The 16,464-nt window shown below is 75.3% G+C and carries 17 protein-coding genes; 3 read left to right on the forward strand and 14 right to left on the reverse strand.

The genetic code is table 11. The features are described from left to right. Window positions 1-70 precede the first annotated feature (70 nt). Window positions 71-520 carry a DUF3806 domain-containing protein gene (locus tag MF605_RS07990; protein WP_134417081.1) on the reverse strand — a complete coding sequence of 150 codons (450 nt, stop codon included), beginning with the start codon at window positions 518-520 and terminating at the stop codon, window positions 71-73. A 262-nt stretch (window positions 521-782) separates the two neighbouring features. Between MF605_RS07990 and MF605_RS07995 the strand changes: the two genes are divergently transcribed. After that, entirely contained in the window at window positions 783-1,259 is a 477-nt protein-coding gene (locus tag MF605_RS07995; RefSeq protein ID WP_078025978.1) for a low molecular weight protein-tyrosine-phosphatase, read from the forward strand. 128 nt (window positions 1,260-1,387) lie between these two features. On the opposite strand, the gene MF605_RS08000 is transcribed toward MF605_RS07995, so the two are convergent. The 9 genes from MF605_RS08000 to ftsH are packed head-to-tail and all read right to left on the reverse strand — an operon-like array spanning window position 1,388 to window position 9,715. Beyond that, complete coding sequence (locus MF605_RS08000) at window positions 1,388-2,338, reverse strand: Rossmann-like and DUF2520 domain-containing protein (protein WP_020625298.1); 951 nt, start codon at window positions 2,336-2,338, stop codon at window positions 1,388-1,390. Next, window positions 2,335-4,014, reverse strand: a complete 1,680-nt coding sequence (locus tag MF605_RS08005; protein WP_044659877.1) for a PH domain-containing protein — start codon at window positions 4,012-4,014, stop codon at window positions 2,335-2,337. The genes MF605_RS08000 and MF605_RS08005 overlap by 4 nt, the downstream gene beginning before the upstream one ends. Further along, window positions 4,011-4,523, reverse strand: a complete 513-nt coding sequence (locus MF605_RS08010; protein WP_020625296.1) for a PH domain-containing protein — start codon at window positions 4,521-4,523, stop codon at window positions 4,011-4,013. Before MF605_RS08010 ends, MF605_RS08005 begins: the two co-directional genes overlap by 4 nt. Then, entirely contained in the window at window positions 4,504-5,031 is a 528-nt protein-coding gene (locus MF605_RS08015; protein ID WP_020625295.1) for a DUF3180 domain-containing protein, read from the reverse strand. Before MF605_RS08015 ends, MF605_RS08010 begins: the two co-directional genes overlap by 20 nt. Beyond that, a complete protein-coding gene (folK, locus tag MF605_RS08020) occupies window positions 5,028-5,672 on the reverse strand; it encodes a 2-amino-4-hydroxy-6-hydroxymethyldihydropteridine diphosphokinase (protein ID WP_134417080.1) in 645 nt (214 codons plus the stop codon). Before folK ends, MF605_RS08015 begins: the two co-directional genes overlap by 4 nt. Next, entirely contained in the window at window positions 5,669-6,049 is a 381-nt protein-coding gene (folB, locus tag MF605_RS08025) for a dihydroneopterin aldolase (protein ID WP_044659875.1), read from the reverse strand. Before folB ends, folK begins: the two co-directional genes overlap by 4 nt. After that, window positions 6,046-6,960: a dihydropteroate synthase gene (folP, locus tag MF605_RS08030; RefSeq protein ID WP_134417079.1), complete on the reverse strand. Its 915-nt coding sequence runs from the start codon at window positions 6,958-6,960 to the stop codon at window positions 6,046-6,048. Before folP ends, folB begins: the two co-directional genes overlap by 4 nt. 26 nt (window positions 6,961-6,986) lie before the next feature. After that, the gene (gene folE, locus MF605_RS08035) at window positions 6,987-7,607 is read right to left on the reverse strand and encodes a GTP cyclohydrolase I FolE (RefSeq protein ID WP_020625291.1); all 621 of its coding nucleotides are present in this window, start codon (window positions 7,605-7,607) and stop codon (window positions 6,987-6,989) included. A 17-nt stretch (window positions 7,608-7,624) separates the two neighbouring features. Further along, on the reverse strand, window positions 7,625-9,715 hold the full coding sequence (ftsH, locus tag MF605_RS08040) for an ATP-dependent zinc metalloprotease FtsH (protein ID WP_134417078.1): 2,091 nt from the start codon (window positions 9,713-9,715) through the stop codon (window positions 7,625-7,627). Between the two features lie 394 nt (window positions 9,716-10,109). Here ftsH and MF605_RS08045 point away from each other — a divergent pair, with 394 nt between their 5' ends. Beyond that, window positions 10,110-11,174, forward strand: coding sequence for a type IV toxin-antitoxin system AbiEi family antitoxin domain-containing protein (locus tag MF605_RS08045; protein ID WP_134417077.1), 1,065 nt, complete (start codon window positions 10,110-10,112; stop codon window positions 11,172-11,174). A 41-nt stretch (window positions 11,175-11,215) separates the two neighbouring features. Here MF605_RS08045 and hpt read toward each other — a convergent pair whose 3' ends face one another. Genes hpt through dacB form a run of 4 tightly spaced genes read right to left on the reverse strand, consistent with a single transcriptional unit; the run spans window position 11,216 to window position 15,580 of the window. Beyond that, entirely contained in the window at window positions 11,216-11,767 is a 552-nt protein-coding gene (gene hpt, locus MF605_RS08050; RefSeq protein ID WP_020625288.1) for a hypoxanthine phosphoribosyltransferase, read from the reverse strand. A 49-nt stretch (window positions 11,768-11,816) separates the two neighbouring features. After that, entirely contained in the window at window positions 11,817-13,016 is a 1,200-nt protein-coding gene (gene tilS / locus MF605_RS08055) for a tRNA lysidine(34) synthetase TilS (RefSeq protein WP_134417076.1), read from the reverse strand. Continuing rightward, window positions 13,003-14,235 carry an Rv3626c family coenzyme F420 biosynthesis-associated protein gene (locus tag MF605_RS08060; protein ID WP_134417075.1) on the reverse strand — a complete coding sequence of 411 codons (1,233 nt, stop codon included), beginning with the start codon at window positions 14,233-14,235 and terminating at the stop codon, window positions 13,003-13,005. Before MF605_RS08060 ends, tilS begins: the two co-directional genes overlap by 14 nt. A 34-nt stretch (window positions 14,236-14,269) precedes the next feature. Beyond that, window positions 14,270-15,580: a D-alanyl-D-alanine carboxypeptidase/D-alanyl-D-alanine endopeptidase gene (dacB, locus tag MF605_RS08065; protein WP_231866281.1), complete on the reverse strand. Its 1,311-nt coding sequence runs from the start codon at window positions 15,578-15,580 to the stop codon at window positions 14,270-14,272. A gap of 220 nt (window positions 15,581-15,800) precedes the next feature. Here dacB and MF605_RS08070 point away from each other — a divergent pair, with 220 nt between their 5' ends. Further along, window positions 15,801-16,388: an inorganic diphosphatase gene (locus MF605_RS08070; RefSeq protein WP_069941985.1), complete on the forward strand. Its 588-nt coding sequence runs from the start codon at window positions 15,801-15,803 to the stop codon at window positions 16,386-16,388. The last annotated feature ends 76 nt before the right edge of the window (window positions 16,389-16,464 follow it).

Genomic DNA, 16,464 nt, shown 5'->3' on the forward strand with positions numbered 1-16,464 from the left:
TGATCCGGGCAACACGGAGGACGGCGGGGTGGCGGCCTTGACGGCGGGCCGCCCCGGTGCCCGCCGCGCCTCAGGCGCCGGGCCGCGTGCCGGCGTCGGCCCGGATCTGCTGGAGCTGCTCGCCGAGCCAGTCGACGTACTCGCCCATCCACTCCCCCGTGGCCTGATGGTTCCAGCTCTGGCCGACCACCGGCTGCGGGAAGACGACGGCGTCCGAGAGGGTGTCCCGCAGCGCGAGGGCGGGCCCCTCCTCATCCGCGACCGTCACCCACTGCATGCCGTGGCGCGCACCCAGGTGCTCGCCGAGCAGCACCGCGACGACGTCCAGCAGCACCGCCAGCTCCTCGGGGTCCAGCTCGTCGGCCTCCGCCTGCGAGCGGGCCAGCACGGCGTCGTAGTACGCGGCGACCGCGTCCAGGTCCAGGTGGTCCACGCCCTCCTGCGCGGCGAAGTCGCGACGGACGCGCACCCACTCCCGCTCGGGCTCGGTCAGGGGGCTCATCTCGGGCTGGTCGGTCATGGCCTCCATCCTGCCAGGCGCGTCGGGCGCCGTCGTCGCCGGAACGGACGGTGGCGGCCGCGCTTTCGTTCGCGAAACGGCGGCGTGTCGCAGCGCTTTCGTTCGAGAAACGGCGAGGAACCGGGGGGACACACCGCCGGAGGCCTCCGACCCTCCAGAGGGACCACTCGTGGACGCACCCGATGCCGCCCCGCCGGCGACGAGCCGAGCGTGCGGGCCGTCGTCGTCCGCCGCCCTCGCCCGGACTTGAGACACTGTCCCCATGCGCATCATGACCGTCTGCCTGGGGAACATCTGCCGCTCGCCCGCCGCCGAGGCCGTGCTGAACCGCAAGCTCGCGGAGGCCGGTCTCCACGACGTCGAGGTCACCTCCGCCGGCACGTCCGACGAGCACGTGGGCGCCCGGCCGCATCACCTCACCCGCGAGGTCGGCGGGGAACTGGGGTACGAGTTCCCGACGGTGGGGGTGCAGCTGTCCGCCGACCTCGTGGACGAGGCCGACCTGATCCTGGTGATGGACGAGGCCAACCTCGCCGACGCGCGGCGGCTCGCGACCACGGACGAGCAGCGGGACCGGATCCACCTGATGGGCGAGTTCGCGTCGGATGCGGACAGCGCCGGGGTGCGCGAGGTCCCCGATCCGTACGGGTATCCGCGGCCGCAGTTCGAGGAGATGTACCGGCAGATCGAGGACGCGGCAGACGGCGTCGTCGCCGCGATCCGCGACGGGCGCCTCTGACGGCCGGGGCGCGGTCCCGGGGTCCCGTCCCCGCCACGCGAACGCCGCCGGAAGCGGCCGTTTCTCGAACGAAAACGGTCTGGGACCCGCCGTTTCCCGAACGAAAGCGGGGTGGCGGCGGGGGTCGATCAGTCGTCGTGGGGGTCGTCGGAGTCGTCGAGGACCTCTCGCAGCCGCGCCGCCGTGTCCGCGCGCAGGGCGCCGCGGGTCTCGGCGCGGTCGGTCGTCGCGCGGGCGAGGGTCTCCCACACGGCCCGCACGTCCGCCGACAGTCCCCCGGCCTCGAGCTCGCCGAGGGTCTCACGGTGGGTCCGCAGCGTGTCGACGTCGCCGCGGGCCACGGGGCCGGTGAGGGCGCCGTCGCCGTCGGTGAGCGCGTTCTCCAGCGCGGCGGTCATGAGCGAGCGCAGCACCCGCTCCGGGTCGGCCACCCCGATCGTCTCGAGGATCTGACGGGCCTGCGCCGTCAGCGTCACCAGGTGGTTCGACCCGTGGGACAGCGCCAGGTGGTAGGCCGCCCGGTCGGCCTCCTTCACGACCACGGGCTCGCCGCCCATCTCCACCACGAGCGCCTGGGCCACGGGCAGCACCACGGGGTCCGCGGTCACGCCGAACACGCAGTCCTGCAGCCGGGCGACGTCGAGGCTCAGCCCCGTGAACGTCATGGCCGGGTGGATCGCCAGGGGGATCGCCCCGTGCGCGCGCACCGGCTCCATCACCCCCACCCCGTAGCGGCCGGAGGTGTGCACGAGCAGGTGGCCGGTCTGCACGTGGCCCGCGGCGGCCAGGCCGGCCACGAGCTCGCCCAGCGCGTCGTCCGGGACGGCGAAGACGACCATCTCGGAGCGGCGCAGGATCTCGGGGATCTCCAGGACGGGCACGCCCGGCAGGAGCATCTCCGCGCGGTCCCGCGAGGCCTCGGAGACGGCGTGCACGCCCGTGATCGTGTGGCCCGCAGCCCGCAGCGCCGAGCCCAGCACGGCCCCCACACGACCCGCGCTCACCACGCCGACGCCCAGCCGCCCGGGCCGCTGCGCCGGGTCATGCGGGTCCAGGCTCAGGTCGAGTCCGCCGGTCATCGCTCCTCCTCGCCGCGCACGGCGGGGACGTCTGCCCCGCTCTCCTCCCCGACGACGGCGCCGCCGCCGACGCCGGCCCGGGCCAGTTCGCGGCGGCCCACCTCGGTGGCCGCGACCTCGCGCGTGCGCTGCTCGAAGCGGGCCAGCTCCTCGGGGCGCATCCACTGGTCGCGGTCGGTGAGGCGACGCGAGACGGCGGCGTGCCGGGCCTCCCGGGCGTACAGGTCCACGGCCACGTCCTCGTCGAGGTCGCGGACCACGGCGTTCGCCCCCGCGACCCACACGCGCACCGTGGCCAGACCCAGGCGTCGCTGCACCGGGCCCTGCGCCAGCTCGGCCGCCTGCATGCGCTCGTGCTGGAGGGTCTGCAGCCGGCGGTTCAACCAGCCGCTGCGCACCACCAGCAGGGACCGCGTCGTCGTGAAGCCGGTCCGCCGCCAGGCGAACCAGTTGAACCACCACCTGCCGCGCCGCGGCACGTGCTGGAAGCCGCCCTCCGTGCCGGTGCCGTGCACGCCCAGGTGCATGAGCCCGGCGGGGGTCAGCCCCTGCGCGGCGCGCGGATCATCCTCCAGGCCCGGGTCCGGGGCCACGACCGTGAGGACGCGGAGCACGTCCTCCCACGGGCCGACGGGCAGCGCGACGTCCCGGGCGCCGTCGGACTCCTGCAGGTACCCGGCCACCGCCATGTTCACCCGATACCAGCCGAAGGGCCGCCAGAACAGGGGCTGGGAGACGGTCACCCCCTGCACCCGCCCCGGCGGGACGGCCTGGTGGGTGGTCTCGGTGAGCCCGTGCCGCAGTCGCAGCCCGTCGGTGGAGCGGCGCACCTGGAAACCCCAGCCGGCGTTCAGCCGGGACCACGCGACGCCGGCCACGGAGAACAGGGCGGGCAGGGCCGCGGCCGCGCCGATCCCGGTCAGGGTCTCCCCATCGTCCAGCACCGCCTCGGGCAGCAGCGCGACCACGAGGGCGAGGCCGCCCAGCCAGATCAGGGACCCGGCCAGCACCCCCAGCACGCCTCCGGAGAGCAGGACGGAGCCGAGGAGCCGCCCCGCGGGCACCTGCAGCATGAGTTCGCCGGCGTCCGCGGCGTCGGCGTCGGGGAGGCCGGGCTCGGCCGCGCGCTCCGGCGCGGACGCGTCCGCCCCGGCTCCCCCGAGCATCCCCGACGCGCGGTCCAGGATCTCCCGGCGCACCGCTTCGGCCTCGGCGCGGCGCAGGAAGGACAGCTCGAGCGCGGACTCGCCGCCGTCGGCCGCTTCGACCTTCACTGTGGCCAGCCCGAGCAGCCGAGCCACGAGGGGGTGCTGCAGGTCCACCGCCTGGATGCGGTCGTAGCGCATCTGCCGGCGGCTGCGGAAGAGCCAGCCCTGGCGCAGCTCGATCCGGTCCTCCCCGCAGCGGAACCGGGTGAACCACCAGGAGAAGAAGAACACGAGGCTGATCAGCAGGGTGACCCCCAGCAGGATGCCGCCGGCCACGAGCAGGCTGCCGTCGCCGCCGCCCGGGGCGTCCTCCCCGCTGAGCCGGCCCGCCGCGAAGTCCTCCACCGCGTTGCGGCCCGCGAAGAACAGGATCAGCAGCAGGAAGGTCCAGCCCCGCACCCAGGGCGAGGCGGGGTGGACGCGGACCCAGCCGGCGTCGTCGGCGGGGGGCGGGGCGGCCGCGCTCACAGGCCCGCCAGCCGCGCCTGGCCGCGCGCCATGAGGACCTCGCGCAGCTCCTCGGCCCTCTCGCGGGGCACGCCCTCCAGGGTGACGTCCCCGCCCGCGGCGGCGGTCTTCAGGGTGAGGGTCTGCAGCCCGACCCGGCGCAGCAGCGGACCGTCCGACACGTCCACGTACTGCAGGCGGCCGTACGGCACCGCATGCACGCTGCGGAACAGGATGCCCTCGCGCCACAGGACGTCGTCCTCGCGCTCGGCCCAGCCCATCGCGCGCACGCGCCGCGGGATCAGGATCAGGTCCACGATCCAGGACACGACGACGACGGCCGGCAGCCCCCACGCGACCCACGCGGCCATCCCCGCCCACGGGCCGGTGAGCTTGAGGATCAGCGGCACGGAGAACGCGGCGAGCCAGATCAGGTGGCCGATGGTCGTGGCGATGAGCTTCACCGTCGCCAGCCGCGGCGAGGCCGGCGTGAAGGCCACGCCGCTCAGGTCAATGCCGGGCACGGGCATACCCTCCTTCCGTCTCGGGACGGGCCGGTCGGCCCGGGGACCCATCCTGCCCACGACCGCCCTCGGGCGCATCCTCCTCAGGCGGGATCCGGCACCACCGTTCGACGATCAGCCCCACCACCAGCAGGACGAGACCGCCGACGGCCTGCAGGGCGGCCTCCCGCACGGTCGGTGCCTCCACGCCGGCCCGCAGCAGCACCTGCACCGCCACCCCGGCGTGCCACCCGCCGAGGGCCGCTCCCGCGAAGCCGGAGGCCTGGCCGAGCACGAGGGTGCGGGCCGCGGCGAGCGGGTCCATCCGCGCGGCGGCGGGCTTCTCCCGGTCGCGGCGCACGCGCCAGCCCAGCGCGAGGCACAGCACGGAGACCGCGGCCACGGTGATCAGGCCGCCGCGGCCCACCACGGGCGCCGGCCAGCCCAGGGACGGCGCGGCGAGCCCGGCCAGCCAGCCGAGCACGGCGGCCACCAGCACCACGAGCAGGGTCCACCCGGAGCGCAGCGCGATCACGTGGCCTCCCTCCCGAGGGCGTCCGGGCGAGCGGGGCGGAGCGGGGCGACGTCGTCGGTGCCGGCCAGCAGCCGGTGCCGCTCGGGCTCCTGGCGGCGCACCCCGGGGGCGTCCGCGGCGACGGCGGCGAGGTCGGCGACGGGCGTGCCGGCGAGCATGGCGTCCGCGTCGAGCCACAGCCACGGCAGCAGCACGAAGGCCCGCTCGGCCGCGCGGGGGTGCGGCAGGGTGAGGTCCGGGTGGTCGCTGCGCACGTCCCCGTAGGCGATCACGTCCACGTCCAGGGTGCGCGCGCCCCAGCGGACCTCACGCCGCCGATGGTGGTCCTGCTCGAGCCGGTGCGCCACCGCGAGCAGCTCCCACGGCGCGAGGTCCGTGCGCAGCGTGACCACCTGGTTGAGGTAGTCGGGCTGGCCCGGCGGCCCGCCCACGGGTGTGGTGACGGCCCGGGGCGAGGCCCGGACGTCCGTGATGTGCGGCAGCGCGGACAGGGCGGCGACGGCGGCGTCGAGCGTCTGCGCGGGCTCGCGCAGGTTGGCGCCGAGGGCCAGCACGGCCGCGACGGGCGCGTCCGGGCGGGCGCCCAGCTCGGGGATGGGCGCGGGGCCCTCGGCCGGGTGCGACCAGTCGACGGTGCTCACGCGAGGTCCTCCCGGGTGCGGTGCACGGTGACGGCGGCGTCCGCGAAGTCGTGCGGGATGGGCGCCTGCGGCTTGTGCACGGTGACCTCGACGGCGGTCACCACGGGCTGCTCGGCGAGGACGGCGCGGGCGATCCGGTCGGCGAGGGTCTCGATCAGGTCCACCGGCTCCCCGGTGACCAGGCGGACCACCGTGTCCGCGACCTCGGCGTAGTTGGCGGTGCGGGCGAGGTCGTCGCCGGCCGCGGCGGGGCCGGCGTCGAGGTGGAGGACGACGTCCGTGACGAACGGCTGCCCGTCCCGGCGCTCGTGGTCGAAGACCCCGTGGTGCCCGACGGCGGACAGCCCGGCCAGGCGGATGCGGTCCCGGGCGCTCACGGCAGCACGTCCTCGGAGACGGGCTCACCCGGGGCGTGCGCCCCGACCCAGGCGGCGGCGGCGCGGACGGCGTCGGCGCTGGCGCGCACGTCGTGCACGCGCACGCCCCACGCGCCCTGGGCGGCGGCGAGGGCGGAGATGGCCGCGGTGGCGGCGTCGCGCGCGGCGGGCGGGGCCGGGGTGCCGTCGTCGTCCGCCAGCAGCGTGCCCAGGAACCGCTTGCGCGAGGCGGCGACGAGCACCGGGTGGCCCATGGCGCGGAGCCACTCGAGGCCGCGCAGCAGCTCCCAGTTCTGCTCGCCGGCCTTCGCGAAGCCCAGGCCCGGGTCGACGATCAGCTGCGCGGGCTCGACGCCCGCGGCGAGGAAGCGGCCGGCCACGTCCCGCAGCTCGCACACGACGTCCGGGACGGTGTCCTCGTAGACGGCCAGCCCGTCCATGGTCTGCGGGTTCCCGCGGTTGTGCATGAGGATGTACGGCGCGCCCGACGCGGCGATCAGCGCCGGCATATCCGGCTCGTGGGCGAGGCCGGAGACGTCGTTGACGATCACCGGCCCCAGCGCCAGGGTGGCCCGGGCGGTGGCGGTGTGGCGCGTGTCCACGGAGAGGACGACGTCCTCGGCCAGCAGCGCCTCGATCACGGGCAGGATGCGCTCCTGCTCCTCGGCCGGCGGCACGGCGCGGGCCCCGGGGCGGGTGGACTCCCCGCCCACGTCCACGATGTCCGCGCCGTCCGCGACCATGCGCCGGGCGTGCTCGACGGCCGCGCGGACGGTGGCGTGCTCCCCGCCGTCCGAGAACGAGTCAGGGGTGACGTTGAGGATGCCCATGACCAGGGTCCGGCCCGCGGGCAGCCGCCCCAGCAGGGCGCGGTTCGCCTCCCGCGCCGCCGCGTCGATGCTCTCGTCCACGTGTCCTCCTCCGCCGTCGGTGGTCCTCAGCCGTGCATGATGAGGCTCATCGCCTCGGAGCGCGTGGACGGATCCCGCAGCTGGCCGCGCACCGCCGAGGTGACGGTCTTCGCGCCCGGCTTGCGCACGCCGCGCATGGACATGCACATGTGCTCGGCCTCCACCACCACGATCGCCCCGCGCGGGGCCAGGTGCTCCATGAGCGCCTCCACCACCTGCGTGGTCAGCCGCTCCTGGACCTGCGGACGCCGCGCGTACAGCTCCACGAGGCGGGCCAGCTTGGACAGCCCCGTCACGCGGCCCTCGGCGGAGGGGATGTAACCGATGTGCGCGGTGCCGTGGAACGGCACCAGGTGGTGCTCGCACGTCGAGTAGAACGGGATGTCCTTCACGAGCACGAGCTCCTCGTGCGCGATGTCGAACGTGGTGCCGAGCACCTGGTCCGGGCTCTGGTGCAGGCCCGCGAAGAACTCCGCGTACGCCTTGGCCACTCGCGCCGGGGTGTCCGCCAGGCCCTCGCGGTCCGGGTCCTCACCGATCGCCAGCAGGATCTCCCGCACCGCCGCCTCGATGCGCGGCCGGTCGACCGCGGTCGAGTCCGGGTCGAACGTGCCGGGGACGGCGTCGTCGGGGGTGTGGGCTGTCATGCGGGTCTCCTGCGCGGTCAAAAGGTCGGTCCCTCGCCGGGGCCCGGCGTGTTGCTCGGACCGCCGTGCGGCGGCAGGCCGGGGCCGGTCGCGTCCCCGCCCAGCGACGACGGCGGCGCACCCTCCGGACGCACCGGCACCGTGGTGCCCTCGACGCCGACGGGGGTCTGCTCCCCGCCGTCGTGGCGCGAGCGGCGCTCGGAGGGGGAGAGGACGGGCGGGATGTCCTGCGGGAGCCGGTCGTCCGAGGCCAGCCACACGCCGCGCTCGGGCCGCTTGCGCACGTCCGCGAAGATGGCGGCGATGGCCTCCTGGGTGAGCGTCTCCTTCTCGAGCAGCTCGTAGGCCAGCCGGTCCAGGACGTCCCGGTTCTCCGTGAGCACCCAGTGGGCCTCGGCGTGGGCCTGGTCCAGCAGGGTGCGGACCTCGGCGTCCACCAGGTACGCGAGCTCCTCGGAGTACTCGCGGGAGGAGCCGCCGGGGGCACCGCCCACGAAGGGCTCGGAGCTGCCGCCGCCGAGCTTGACGGCGCCCACCTTGGCGGACATGCCGTACTCGGTGACCATCTTGCGGGCCGTGTCCGTGGCCTTCTGGATGTCGTTCGCGGCGCCCGTGGACGGGTCCTTGAACACGATCTCCTCCGCCACGCGCCCGCCCATGGCGTACGCGAGCTGGTCCAGGAGCTCGTTGCGAGTGACGGAGTACTTGTCGTCCTCCGGGACCACCATCGTGTAGCCCAGGGCGCGGCCGCGGGGCAGGATCGTGATCTTGGTGACCGGGGCGGAGTTGCGCAGCCCGGCCGCGACGAGCGCGTGGCCGCCCTCGTGGTAGGCGGTGACCTTGCGCTCGTGCTCGTTCATCAGGCGGCTGCGCTTCTGCGGGCCGGCCATCACGCGGTCCACGGCCTCGTCCAGGGCGTGATTGTCGATCACGTTGTTGTTCGAGCGCGCCGTGAGCAGCGCGGCCTCGTTGATCACGTTGGCCAGGTCCGCACCCGTGTAGCCGGGGGTGCGCTTGGCCAGGGAGCGCAGGTCCACGTCCAGGGCGATCGGCTTGCCCTGCGCGTGCACCTCGAGGATCCTGGCACGGCCCTCGAGGTCCGGGGCGTCCACGGGGATCTGGCGGTCGAAGCGGCCCGGGCGCAGCAGCGCCGGGTCCAGGACGTCCGGGCGGTTGGTCGCGGCGATCATGATGACGTTCGTGGAGGCGTCGAAGCCGTCCATCTCCACGAGCATCTGGTTCAGGGTCTGCTCGCGCTCGTCGTTGCCGCCGCCGATGCCTGCGCCGCGGTGCCGGCCGACGGCGTCGATCTCGTCCACGAAGATGATGGCGGGGGCGTTGGACTTGGCCTGCTCGAAGAGGTCGCGCACGCGCGAGGCGCCGACGCCCACGAACATCTCCACGAAGTCCGAGCCGGAGATCGAGTAGAACGGCACGCCGGCCTCACCGGCCACGGCCTTGGCCAGGAGGGTCTTGCCCGTGCCGGGCGGGCCGTAGAGCAGCACGCCCTTGGGGATCTTGGCGCCCACCGCGCGGAAGCGGTCCGGCACGGTGAGGAACTCCTTGATCTCCTGGAGCTCCTCCACGGCCTCGTCCGCGCCCGCGACGTCCTTGAACAGCACGTCCGGGTTGTCCTTGTTGATCAGCTTGGCGCGGGACTTGCCGAACTGCATGACCTTGCCGCCGCCGCCCTGCATGCGGGACATCAGGAACCAGAACAGCAGTGCGATGAGCAGGAACGGGACCATGAAGCCGAGCAGCGAGAGGAACCAGTTGCTCCGCACCGGCTCGTCCGTGTAGCCGTCCAGGGCCGAGTCGTCCACCGCGGTGACCACGTCCGTGGCGCGCGCGCTGGCGAAGTAGAAGTAGACCTCCTTGCCGAGGTCCCGGTCGTCCTGCTTGTAGGGCTCACGCAGGGTGAGGTCCACGCGCTGGTCCCCGTCCACCACGCGGGCCTGCGCGGCCTTGTCGTCCTTCAGCAGGGCCATGCCCACGTTGGTGTCCACCATGGTGCGGCCGCTCTGTGACGTGGTCAGCGGGATCGCGACGGCGAGGACCAGCAGGCCCAGCAGGATCCAGACGTAGGGCTTGTTGAACAGCTTCTTCACGGTCCGAGTGTCTCCTGGTCTGCCGCGGGGGCCGGGCTGCCCGGGGCGGCCGCCGTGCGGCCGGGGCCGGCGCAGGGCCGACGTCGCGCCCGGGTCAAGCCCCCACGGTACCGGCCCGGCCCGGGTGTCCGCTGACTGTTCGCGTCAGGTGGACAGGGCGCGGGCGGTCGGCCGGCGGCGACGTCGGCCAGCGCCGTCTTGACGCCCACCGGGAATGCGAGAGGTCGGAATGGCGCGTGGATGGCGCCTCGGAGCGACCGCTCGCGTGACAGGTCGCCGGCGCTGCGGTCGCGCCCCTGTGTCCCCTCCTGCACAGACCCCCGTGCACCCGCATTCCTCCCCAGGCCGGCGGCGGCTCAGGACGCCGCCCGCTTTACCGCGCCAGGCTGGCACCATGCGTCACCCCGCCCCGCTTCCCGCGGCCTTGCTTCACGGCCCCTTCACCGCCGCGCAGGCGAGGGCCGCCGGCATCGACCGCAACCGGCTGCGTCGCTCCGACGTCGAACGCCTCGCCCGGGGCCTCTACCGCCGGCGTGAGGCCACCCCGGCCGCCGTCGAACGCCCCGTGGCCGGCTCCTCCCCCTACCGGTGGAGCACCCCGCTCTCGGCCACCCAACACGAGCTCCTGCTGCGACTCGCCCGGCACCGCGCCACCACGGTGGTGTCGCACCAGACCGCGGCCCGCGCCCGGGAGGTCTGGCTGCCGGAGCGACTGGACGCGGGGGACGACGTCCACGTGAGCCGCCCGCGAGACCGTGGCCAGCTCTCCCTCCCCGGCGTCACCTCCCACCGAACAGCGCTCCCGCCCGCGGACGTGGAGCGCGTGCGGATCGGCGGCCTGGCCTGGTACGTCACCGCCCCGCCCCGTCTCTGGGTCGACCTCTCGGCCCTGCTCGACGACGACGAGCTCGTCATCCTCGGCGACCATCTCGTCCGCCGGGCGCAGCTGTCCGGCGGCCCGGACGCCGCCGAGCGGACCCGGGCGGCCCTGGCCCAGGCGGCCGAAGCGAGCCCGTCCGCGCACAACCGACGACGACGGCTCCGCACCACCGCCACACTGGTCCGGGTGGGGGCGCACTCGCCGAAGGAGACGCGGCTGCGGCTCGCGCTGAGGGCCGCCGGGCTCCCCGAGCCCGCACTGCAGCTCGAGGTCTGGGACCCGGAGTTCTCCCTGCACCACCCCGCGACGGCGGACCTGGGCTATCGGCAGGCGAGAGTGGCCCTGCACTACGACGGCGGCCACCACGGCGCGGATCGCCAGATCGACCGCGACGTGCAGCGCAACGCGGCCTTCGAGCGACGGGGCTACCGGAACATCACCGTGTCCTCCTCCGACGCTCGCCGCGGATTCACGCGCGTGATCGTGGAGGTGCGCCGTCACCTCGGGGACGCCGGCGACCTGTCACGCAAGGAGTCGGAATGGGGCGTGAATGGCACCTCAGAGCGACCGCTCACGTGACAGGTCGCTGCTGCGGCGGCCACGCCGGGCCGGGCCCCCGGTCAGCTGTACACGTGCGGGGCGAGGGTGCCCACGAAGTCCAGGTTGCGGTACTTCTCCGCGTAGTCCAGGCCGTAGCCCACCACGAACTCGTTGGGGATGTCCCGCCCGACGTACTTCACGTCGATGTCCACCTTCATGGCCTCCGGCTTGCGCAGCAGGGTGCAGATCTCGACCGAGGCCGGGCCGCGGGACTCCAGGTTGGCCTTGAGCCAGGACAGGGTCAGGCCGGAGTCGATGATGTCCTCGACGATCAGGACGTGCCGGCCCGTGAGGTCCGCGTCGAGGTCCTTGAGGATGCGCACCACGCCGGAGGACTTGGTGCCGGAGCCGTAGGAGGAGACCGCCATGAAGTCCAGCTCCACGTGGGAGTGCAGGGCGCGGGTGAGGTCGGCGACCACCATCACGGCGCCCTTGAGCACGGCGACGATGAGCAGGTCCTTGTCCGCGTAGTCGCGGTCGATCTGGCGGGCCAGGTCCGTGATCGTGTCCTGCACGTCCTCGCGGGACATGAGGACGTGGCTGAGGTCGTTCTGGACATCCTGTGCGTCCATGCGCCGCTCCTGGTGAGTGCTCGTGCGGGAATGCCGGGCCGGGCCGCAGTCAGGGACCGGGCAGGCAGGGGATGAGGTCCAGTCTGGCACACGCCCGATGCGCGGCCACCCCGCCGGGCAGCTCCACCGGACCGGCCGACGTGCCCCCCGCGCGGGCGCCCGTCACGAGGGCGTCCACCGCGAGGATCCGTTCGCGGGGCGGGGCCTGCCCTCCCGCGGCGCGGGCGGCGCGCGCGATCACGCGGTGGCGCACGGCGGCGGGCAGCGCGGCCAGGGCGTCCAGATCCAGGGAGACGACGCGCGGGTCCCGGGCGGGCGGGTCGACGCGCAGCCGGGTGACCTCGGCGCCGGCCCATGCCTCGAGGGCCGCGGCGTCCTCGGCCGCGATGGCCGCGGTGCGCACCAGCCCGGCCCGCACGCCGGGGCCGAGGCCGGCGTCGGGGTCCTCGAGCGCGGGCAGCACGCGGGTGCGGACCCGCGAACGCAGCAGCGCGGGATCGCGGTTGTGCGGGTCCTCGAACCAGGTCAGCCCGGCCCAGCGGCAGATCGTCTCGGTGTCCGCGCGGGTCAGGCCCAGCAGCGGGCGGGCGACGGCGGCCCCGCCCGGCAGCGTCCCGCGCGCCGGGATCCCCGCGAGGGACCGCGTGCCGGACCCGCGGGCGAGCCCGAGGAGGACCTGTTCGGCCTGATCGTCGGCGGTGTGGGCGGTGAGGACGACGGCGGTGCCCGCCCCCGGGGCGGCGCCCCCCTGCCCCGCCTCCCGGGCGGCGGCGGCGAGGGCCACCCGGCGGGCACGCCGGGCGTCGGCCTCGGGGCCGTCGCCGGTGCGGGCCACCTCGACCCGCGTGACGGTGACCGGGGTCAGACCGAGGATGCGGGCGACGTCGGCGGCGGCCGCCGCCACCGCGTCGCTGCCCGACTGCAGCCCGTGGTCCACCACGGCCGCGCCGATCGGGCCGAGCCGCGCACCCTCCCGGGTGCCCACGAGGACGGCGCAGGCCACGGCGAGCGCGAGGGAGTCGGCGCCACCGGAGAGGGCGACGAGGCCGCGGGGACGACTCCCCGCCCGGCCCGGCACGACATCCGCGCGACGGGGCCCGTCGCCCGCCAGGGCCTCCCGCACCGCCGCGACGGCCCGGTGCAGGGGCTCGGGCCAGCGGGTGCGCGGCGGCCATGCGCCGACCGCGGGCAGGCCGCCGACCCCGCCCGCCGGCGTCGGCCCCGGGTCCCGCGCCTCAGGCCTGGGCACGGATGCGCGCCCCCCACGTCTCGGGGGCGTGGAGCTCGGCCTCGCTCGGCAGCAGCTCGGGGGCGTCCCAGACCACGTTGAACCCGGCCATGCCGAGCTCGGCCACGGCGGCGGCCACGAACCTCTGACCGTCGCGATACTGGGCCATCTTGGCGTCCATGCCCAGCAGGCGGCGGAGCATGCGGTCCAGGGGCGAGCGGCGGTCGCCGCGCTCGTCGAAGCGGCGGCGGATGGTCTTGACGGAGGACACGACGGAGGAGTCGACACCGTCCATCACCACGTTCGCGTGCCCCTCGAGCAGGGACATCACGGCCGTCAGCCGGGACAGGCGCTCCCGGTCCTCCTCGTCCTGGATCGCACCGAGCAGGCCCGGCGTGGGTCGGGCCGGGGCCACGTCCTGCGCGTCGTGTCCGTCCCGCGCCCCAGTCCGGCCGGCGTCGGCCTCCCGACCCAGCGGGTTCGCCGCCGCGAGCGCGGTGCGCAGGCGCTCGGGCAGGGACTCGGCCTTGTCGAACAGGCCGACGGTGAGCGCCGTGATCTCGGCCCGCAGGTGCTCGCGCAGCCAGGGCGCGGCCGCGAACTGCACGCGGTGGGTCTGCTCGTGCAGGCACACCCAGAGGCGGAAGTCCGCCGGGTCCACGTTGATCTCCGCGCGCACCTGCGCGACGTTCGGGGCCACGAGCAGCAGGCGTCCGCCGGCGGGGCCGCCCGCCGTCCCCCCGGGGCCGGGCAGCGCGATGAACGGGTCGTACTGGCCGAGGATCCTCCCGGACATCCAGGCGAGGATCCCGCCCATCTCCAGGGCGGTGGCGTGCCGGGTGACGCGGGTGGTGGCGGCGGCGTGCTCGCGGGGCCGGGTGTCCCGCAGATGCGCGAACGTGGGGTCCAGCAGGGTGGCGAAGGACTGGGTGGCGGCGCGCGACCAGGTGGGGCGGTCCACCACGAGCACCTGCGAGTCGCGCAGGTCCCGTGCCGCCTCGAGCCCGGTCAGGCGGTGGACGTGCGGCACGGCGGCCTCCGCGGCGGCGCGCAGGCCCTCCGCCTCGCGCGTCGCCTCCCGCGGCGTGAACCGGGGCCCGGCGGCGGCGAGGGACCGTGCGGTCCGTGCTGCGAAGGCCCAGTCCACCGGGTGGGCGACGGCGGGGCCCGGCTCGGCGGGGGCGCCCGGCTCGGCGTCCGCGGCGGCGCGGGGGCGGTCGGTCGCGTGGTCGTCGCTCATGGGCTCCATCAGATCACAGGCCCCGGACCTCGGATCAGAGCCCGGCGACGGCGCTGACGGCCTCGTCGACCGCCGCGCGCGCGGGCTCCAGCTTCCACTGCAGATCCGAGCAGATGATGCTGAACGCGAGGACCCGCCCGGACGTCGTGGTGACGGTGCCGGTGAGGGAGACCGTCTGGTCGAGCGTGCCGGTCTTCGCGGCCACGGCCTGCCGCGCGGGGGCATCCGGGAACCGATCGCCGAGGGTGGAGTCCTCGCCGGGCCGCGGCAGGCCCTCCAGCACGGTGCCCAGGGCGGGTGTGCGGGCCACCCCGGCGACGACGCCGGCCAGCTGGCCCGCGCTGACCCGGTTGTCCGGGGAGAGGCCCGAGGAGTCCACGAGCGCCATCCCGGCGGTGTCCACGCCGAGGTCCTCGGCGGTGGCCGTCAGCAGCTGCGTGGCGCCCTCGTGGGTGGCGGACAGGTCGGCGGCGGGCGCGGCCGTGTGGGCCAGGGCCTCGACCACCTGGTTCTCCGAGTGGGCCAGCAGGTACGCGACCTGCTCCCCCACGGGCGCGGACTCCACCGCCGCGACGGGGGCGGCGGCGAGGACCGTGGCGCGCGGCACCTCGGTGGCCGGAATCGTGTCCCGCAGACCCACCTCGAGGTCGGCGCCGGAGGCGGCCGCCGCGTCGTCGAGCGCGGCCTGGAAGGTGAGCGCGGCGAACTGCGCCGGGGCCTCGATGCGGTCCTCCCCGGTGCCAGGGGCCTCACGGCCGCCGTAGGTGGCCAACGGCTGCACCGGCGCGATGTTGCCGCTCTCCGGGATGTCCGACGTCCAGCGCGGGTTCAGGGCCGTGCGGTCCGCGAAGAGCCGCAGGTCCGTGCTGACCACCACCTGCCCGGTGACGCCGTCCTCGACCAGCCCGGCCACGGTCCGCTCCGCGAGGGTGCGCAGGCCCGCGCGGCCGGAGACGGCCTTCGAGTCCGAGGCGCCCGTGCCCAGCAGCACGTCGCCGCCGCCCACGAGCACCAGCTCGGTGGCCGCGCCGTCCGCGGTGGGCTGGGCCACCACGGTGGTCTGCAGGGTCGTCTCAGGACCCAGTGCGGAGACGATGGCCGCGGCGGCGAGCACCTTGAGCGAGGACGCGGGGGCCACGGGCTCGTCCGCGTCCCGCGCGTACAGCACCTCGCCGGTGGCCAGGTCGCGGAACTCGGCGGAGACCGTGCCCGGAGACGTCGCCAGCCCCGGCTCGACGGCGGCCGCCACCTCGGCCGCGGTGGGGCCGGCGGACGGGGACGACGACGTCGGCGCGGCGGTCGTCGACGAGGCGGGCGCGCTCGACGGGGCCGTCGGTGCGGTCACGGGCCCGCAGGCGACCAGGACGGCCGCGAGCGCGGCCAGGAGGACGGCGGGGAGCGGGCGGCTCCGGGGGCGTTCCGTGCGTCGATCCCGACGCCCAGCGCGCCCCGTGTCCACCTGTCCCATGCGTCCATCATGACGGACGCCCCCGGTAGGCTGACGGCAGCACCGCCGGTCGGCGCCGCGCCGCCCGGACACCCCACCCTCTGTGCGAAGGAGAGTCATGGCGCACGACGTCACCATCGAGATCCCCGCGGGCTCCCGCGTGAAGTACGAGTTCGACCACGAGACCGGCCGCCTGCGCCTGGACCGCGTGCTCTTCACCTCCATGCAGTACCCCACGCACTACGGCTACTTCGAGAACACCCTCGGCGAGGACGGCGACCCGCTGGACGCCCTCGTGTACCTGCCGGGCTTCGACCTGGTGCCGGGCTGCGTCGTCGAGGCCCGCCCGATCGGCGTGTTCAACATGACCGACGACGGCGGCGGCGACGCCAAGCTGCTGTGCGTCCCGGCGGACAAGCGCTACGACCACATCACCGAGCTCGAGCACGTGGAGGAGTCGCTCAAGCAGGAGATCGAGCACTTCTTCACCCGCTACAAGGACCTGGAGCCGGGCAAGTGGGTCAAGGCCGAGGGCTGGGAGGGCCGCGCGGCGGCCGAGGCCGAGCTCGAGGCCTCCATCCAGCGCTTCAACGCCGAGGGCGAGGAGTCCCCGACCGACGAGCCCCAGGGCCGCGCGGTGGACACCGAGGAGGCGCAGCCGGCCACCGAGGAGGGCGAGGCGACGGACGAGCCCCAGGGCCGCTGATCCCCGCACCGCCCACGCGCGCGACGCCGGCCGCTCACCCCTCGGGGTGGGCGGCCGGCGTCGTCTGCGGGCTGGC

The organism is Micrococcus luteus (assembly GCF_022664405.1).
Taxonomy (GTDB): Bacteria; Actinomycetota; Actinomycetes; order Actinomycetales; family Micrococcaceae; genus Micrococcus; species Micrococcus luteus.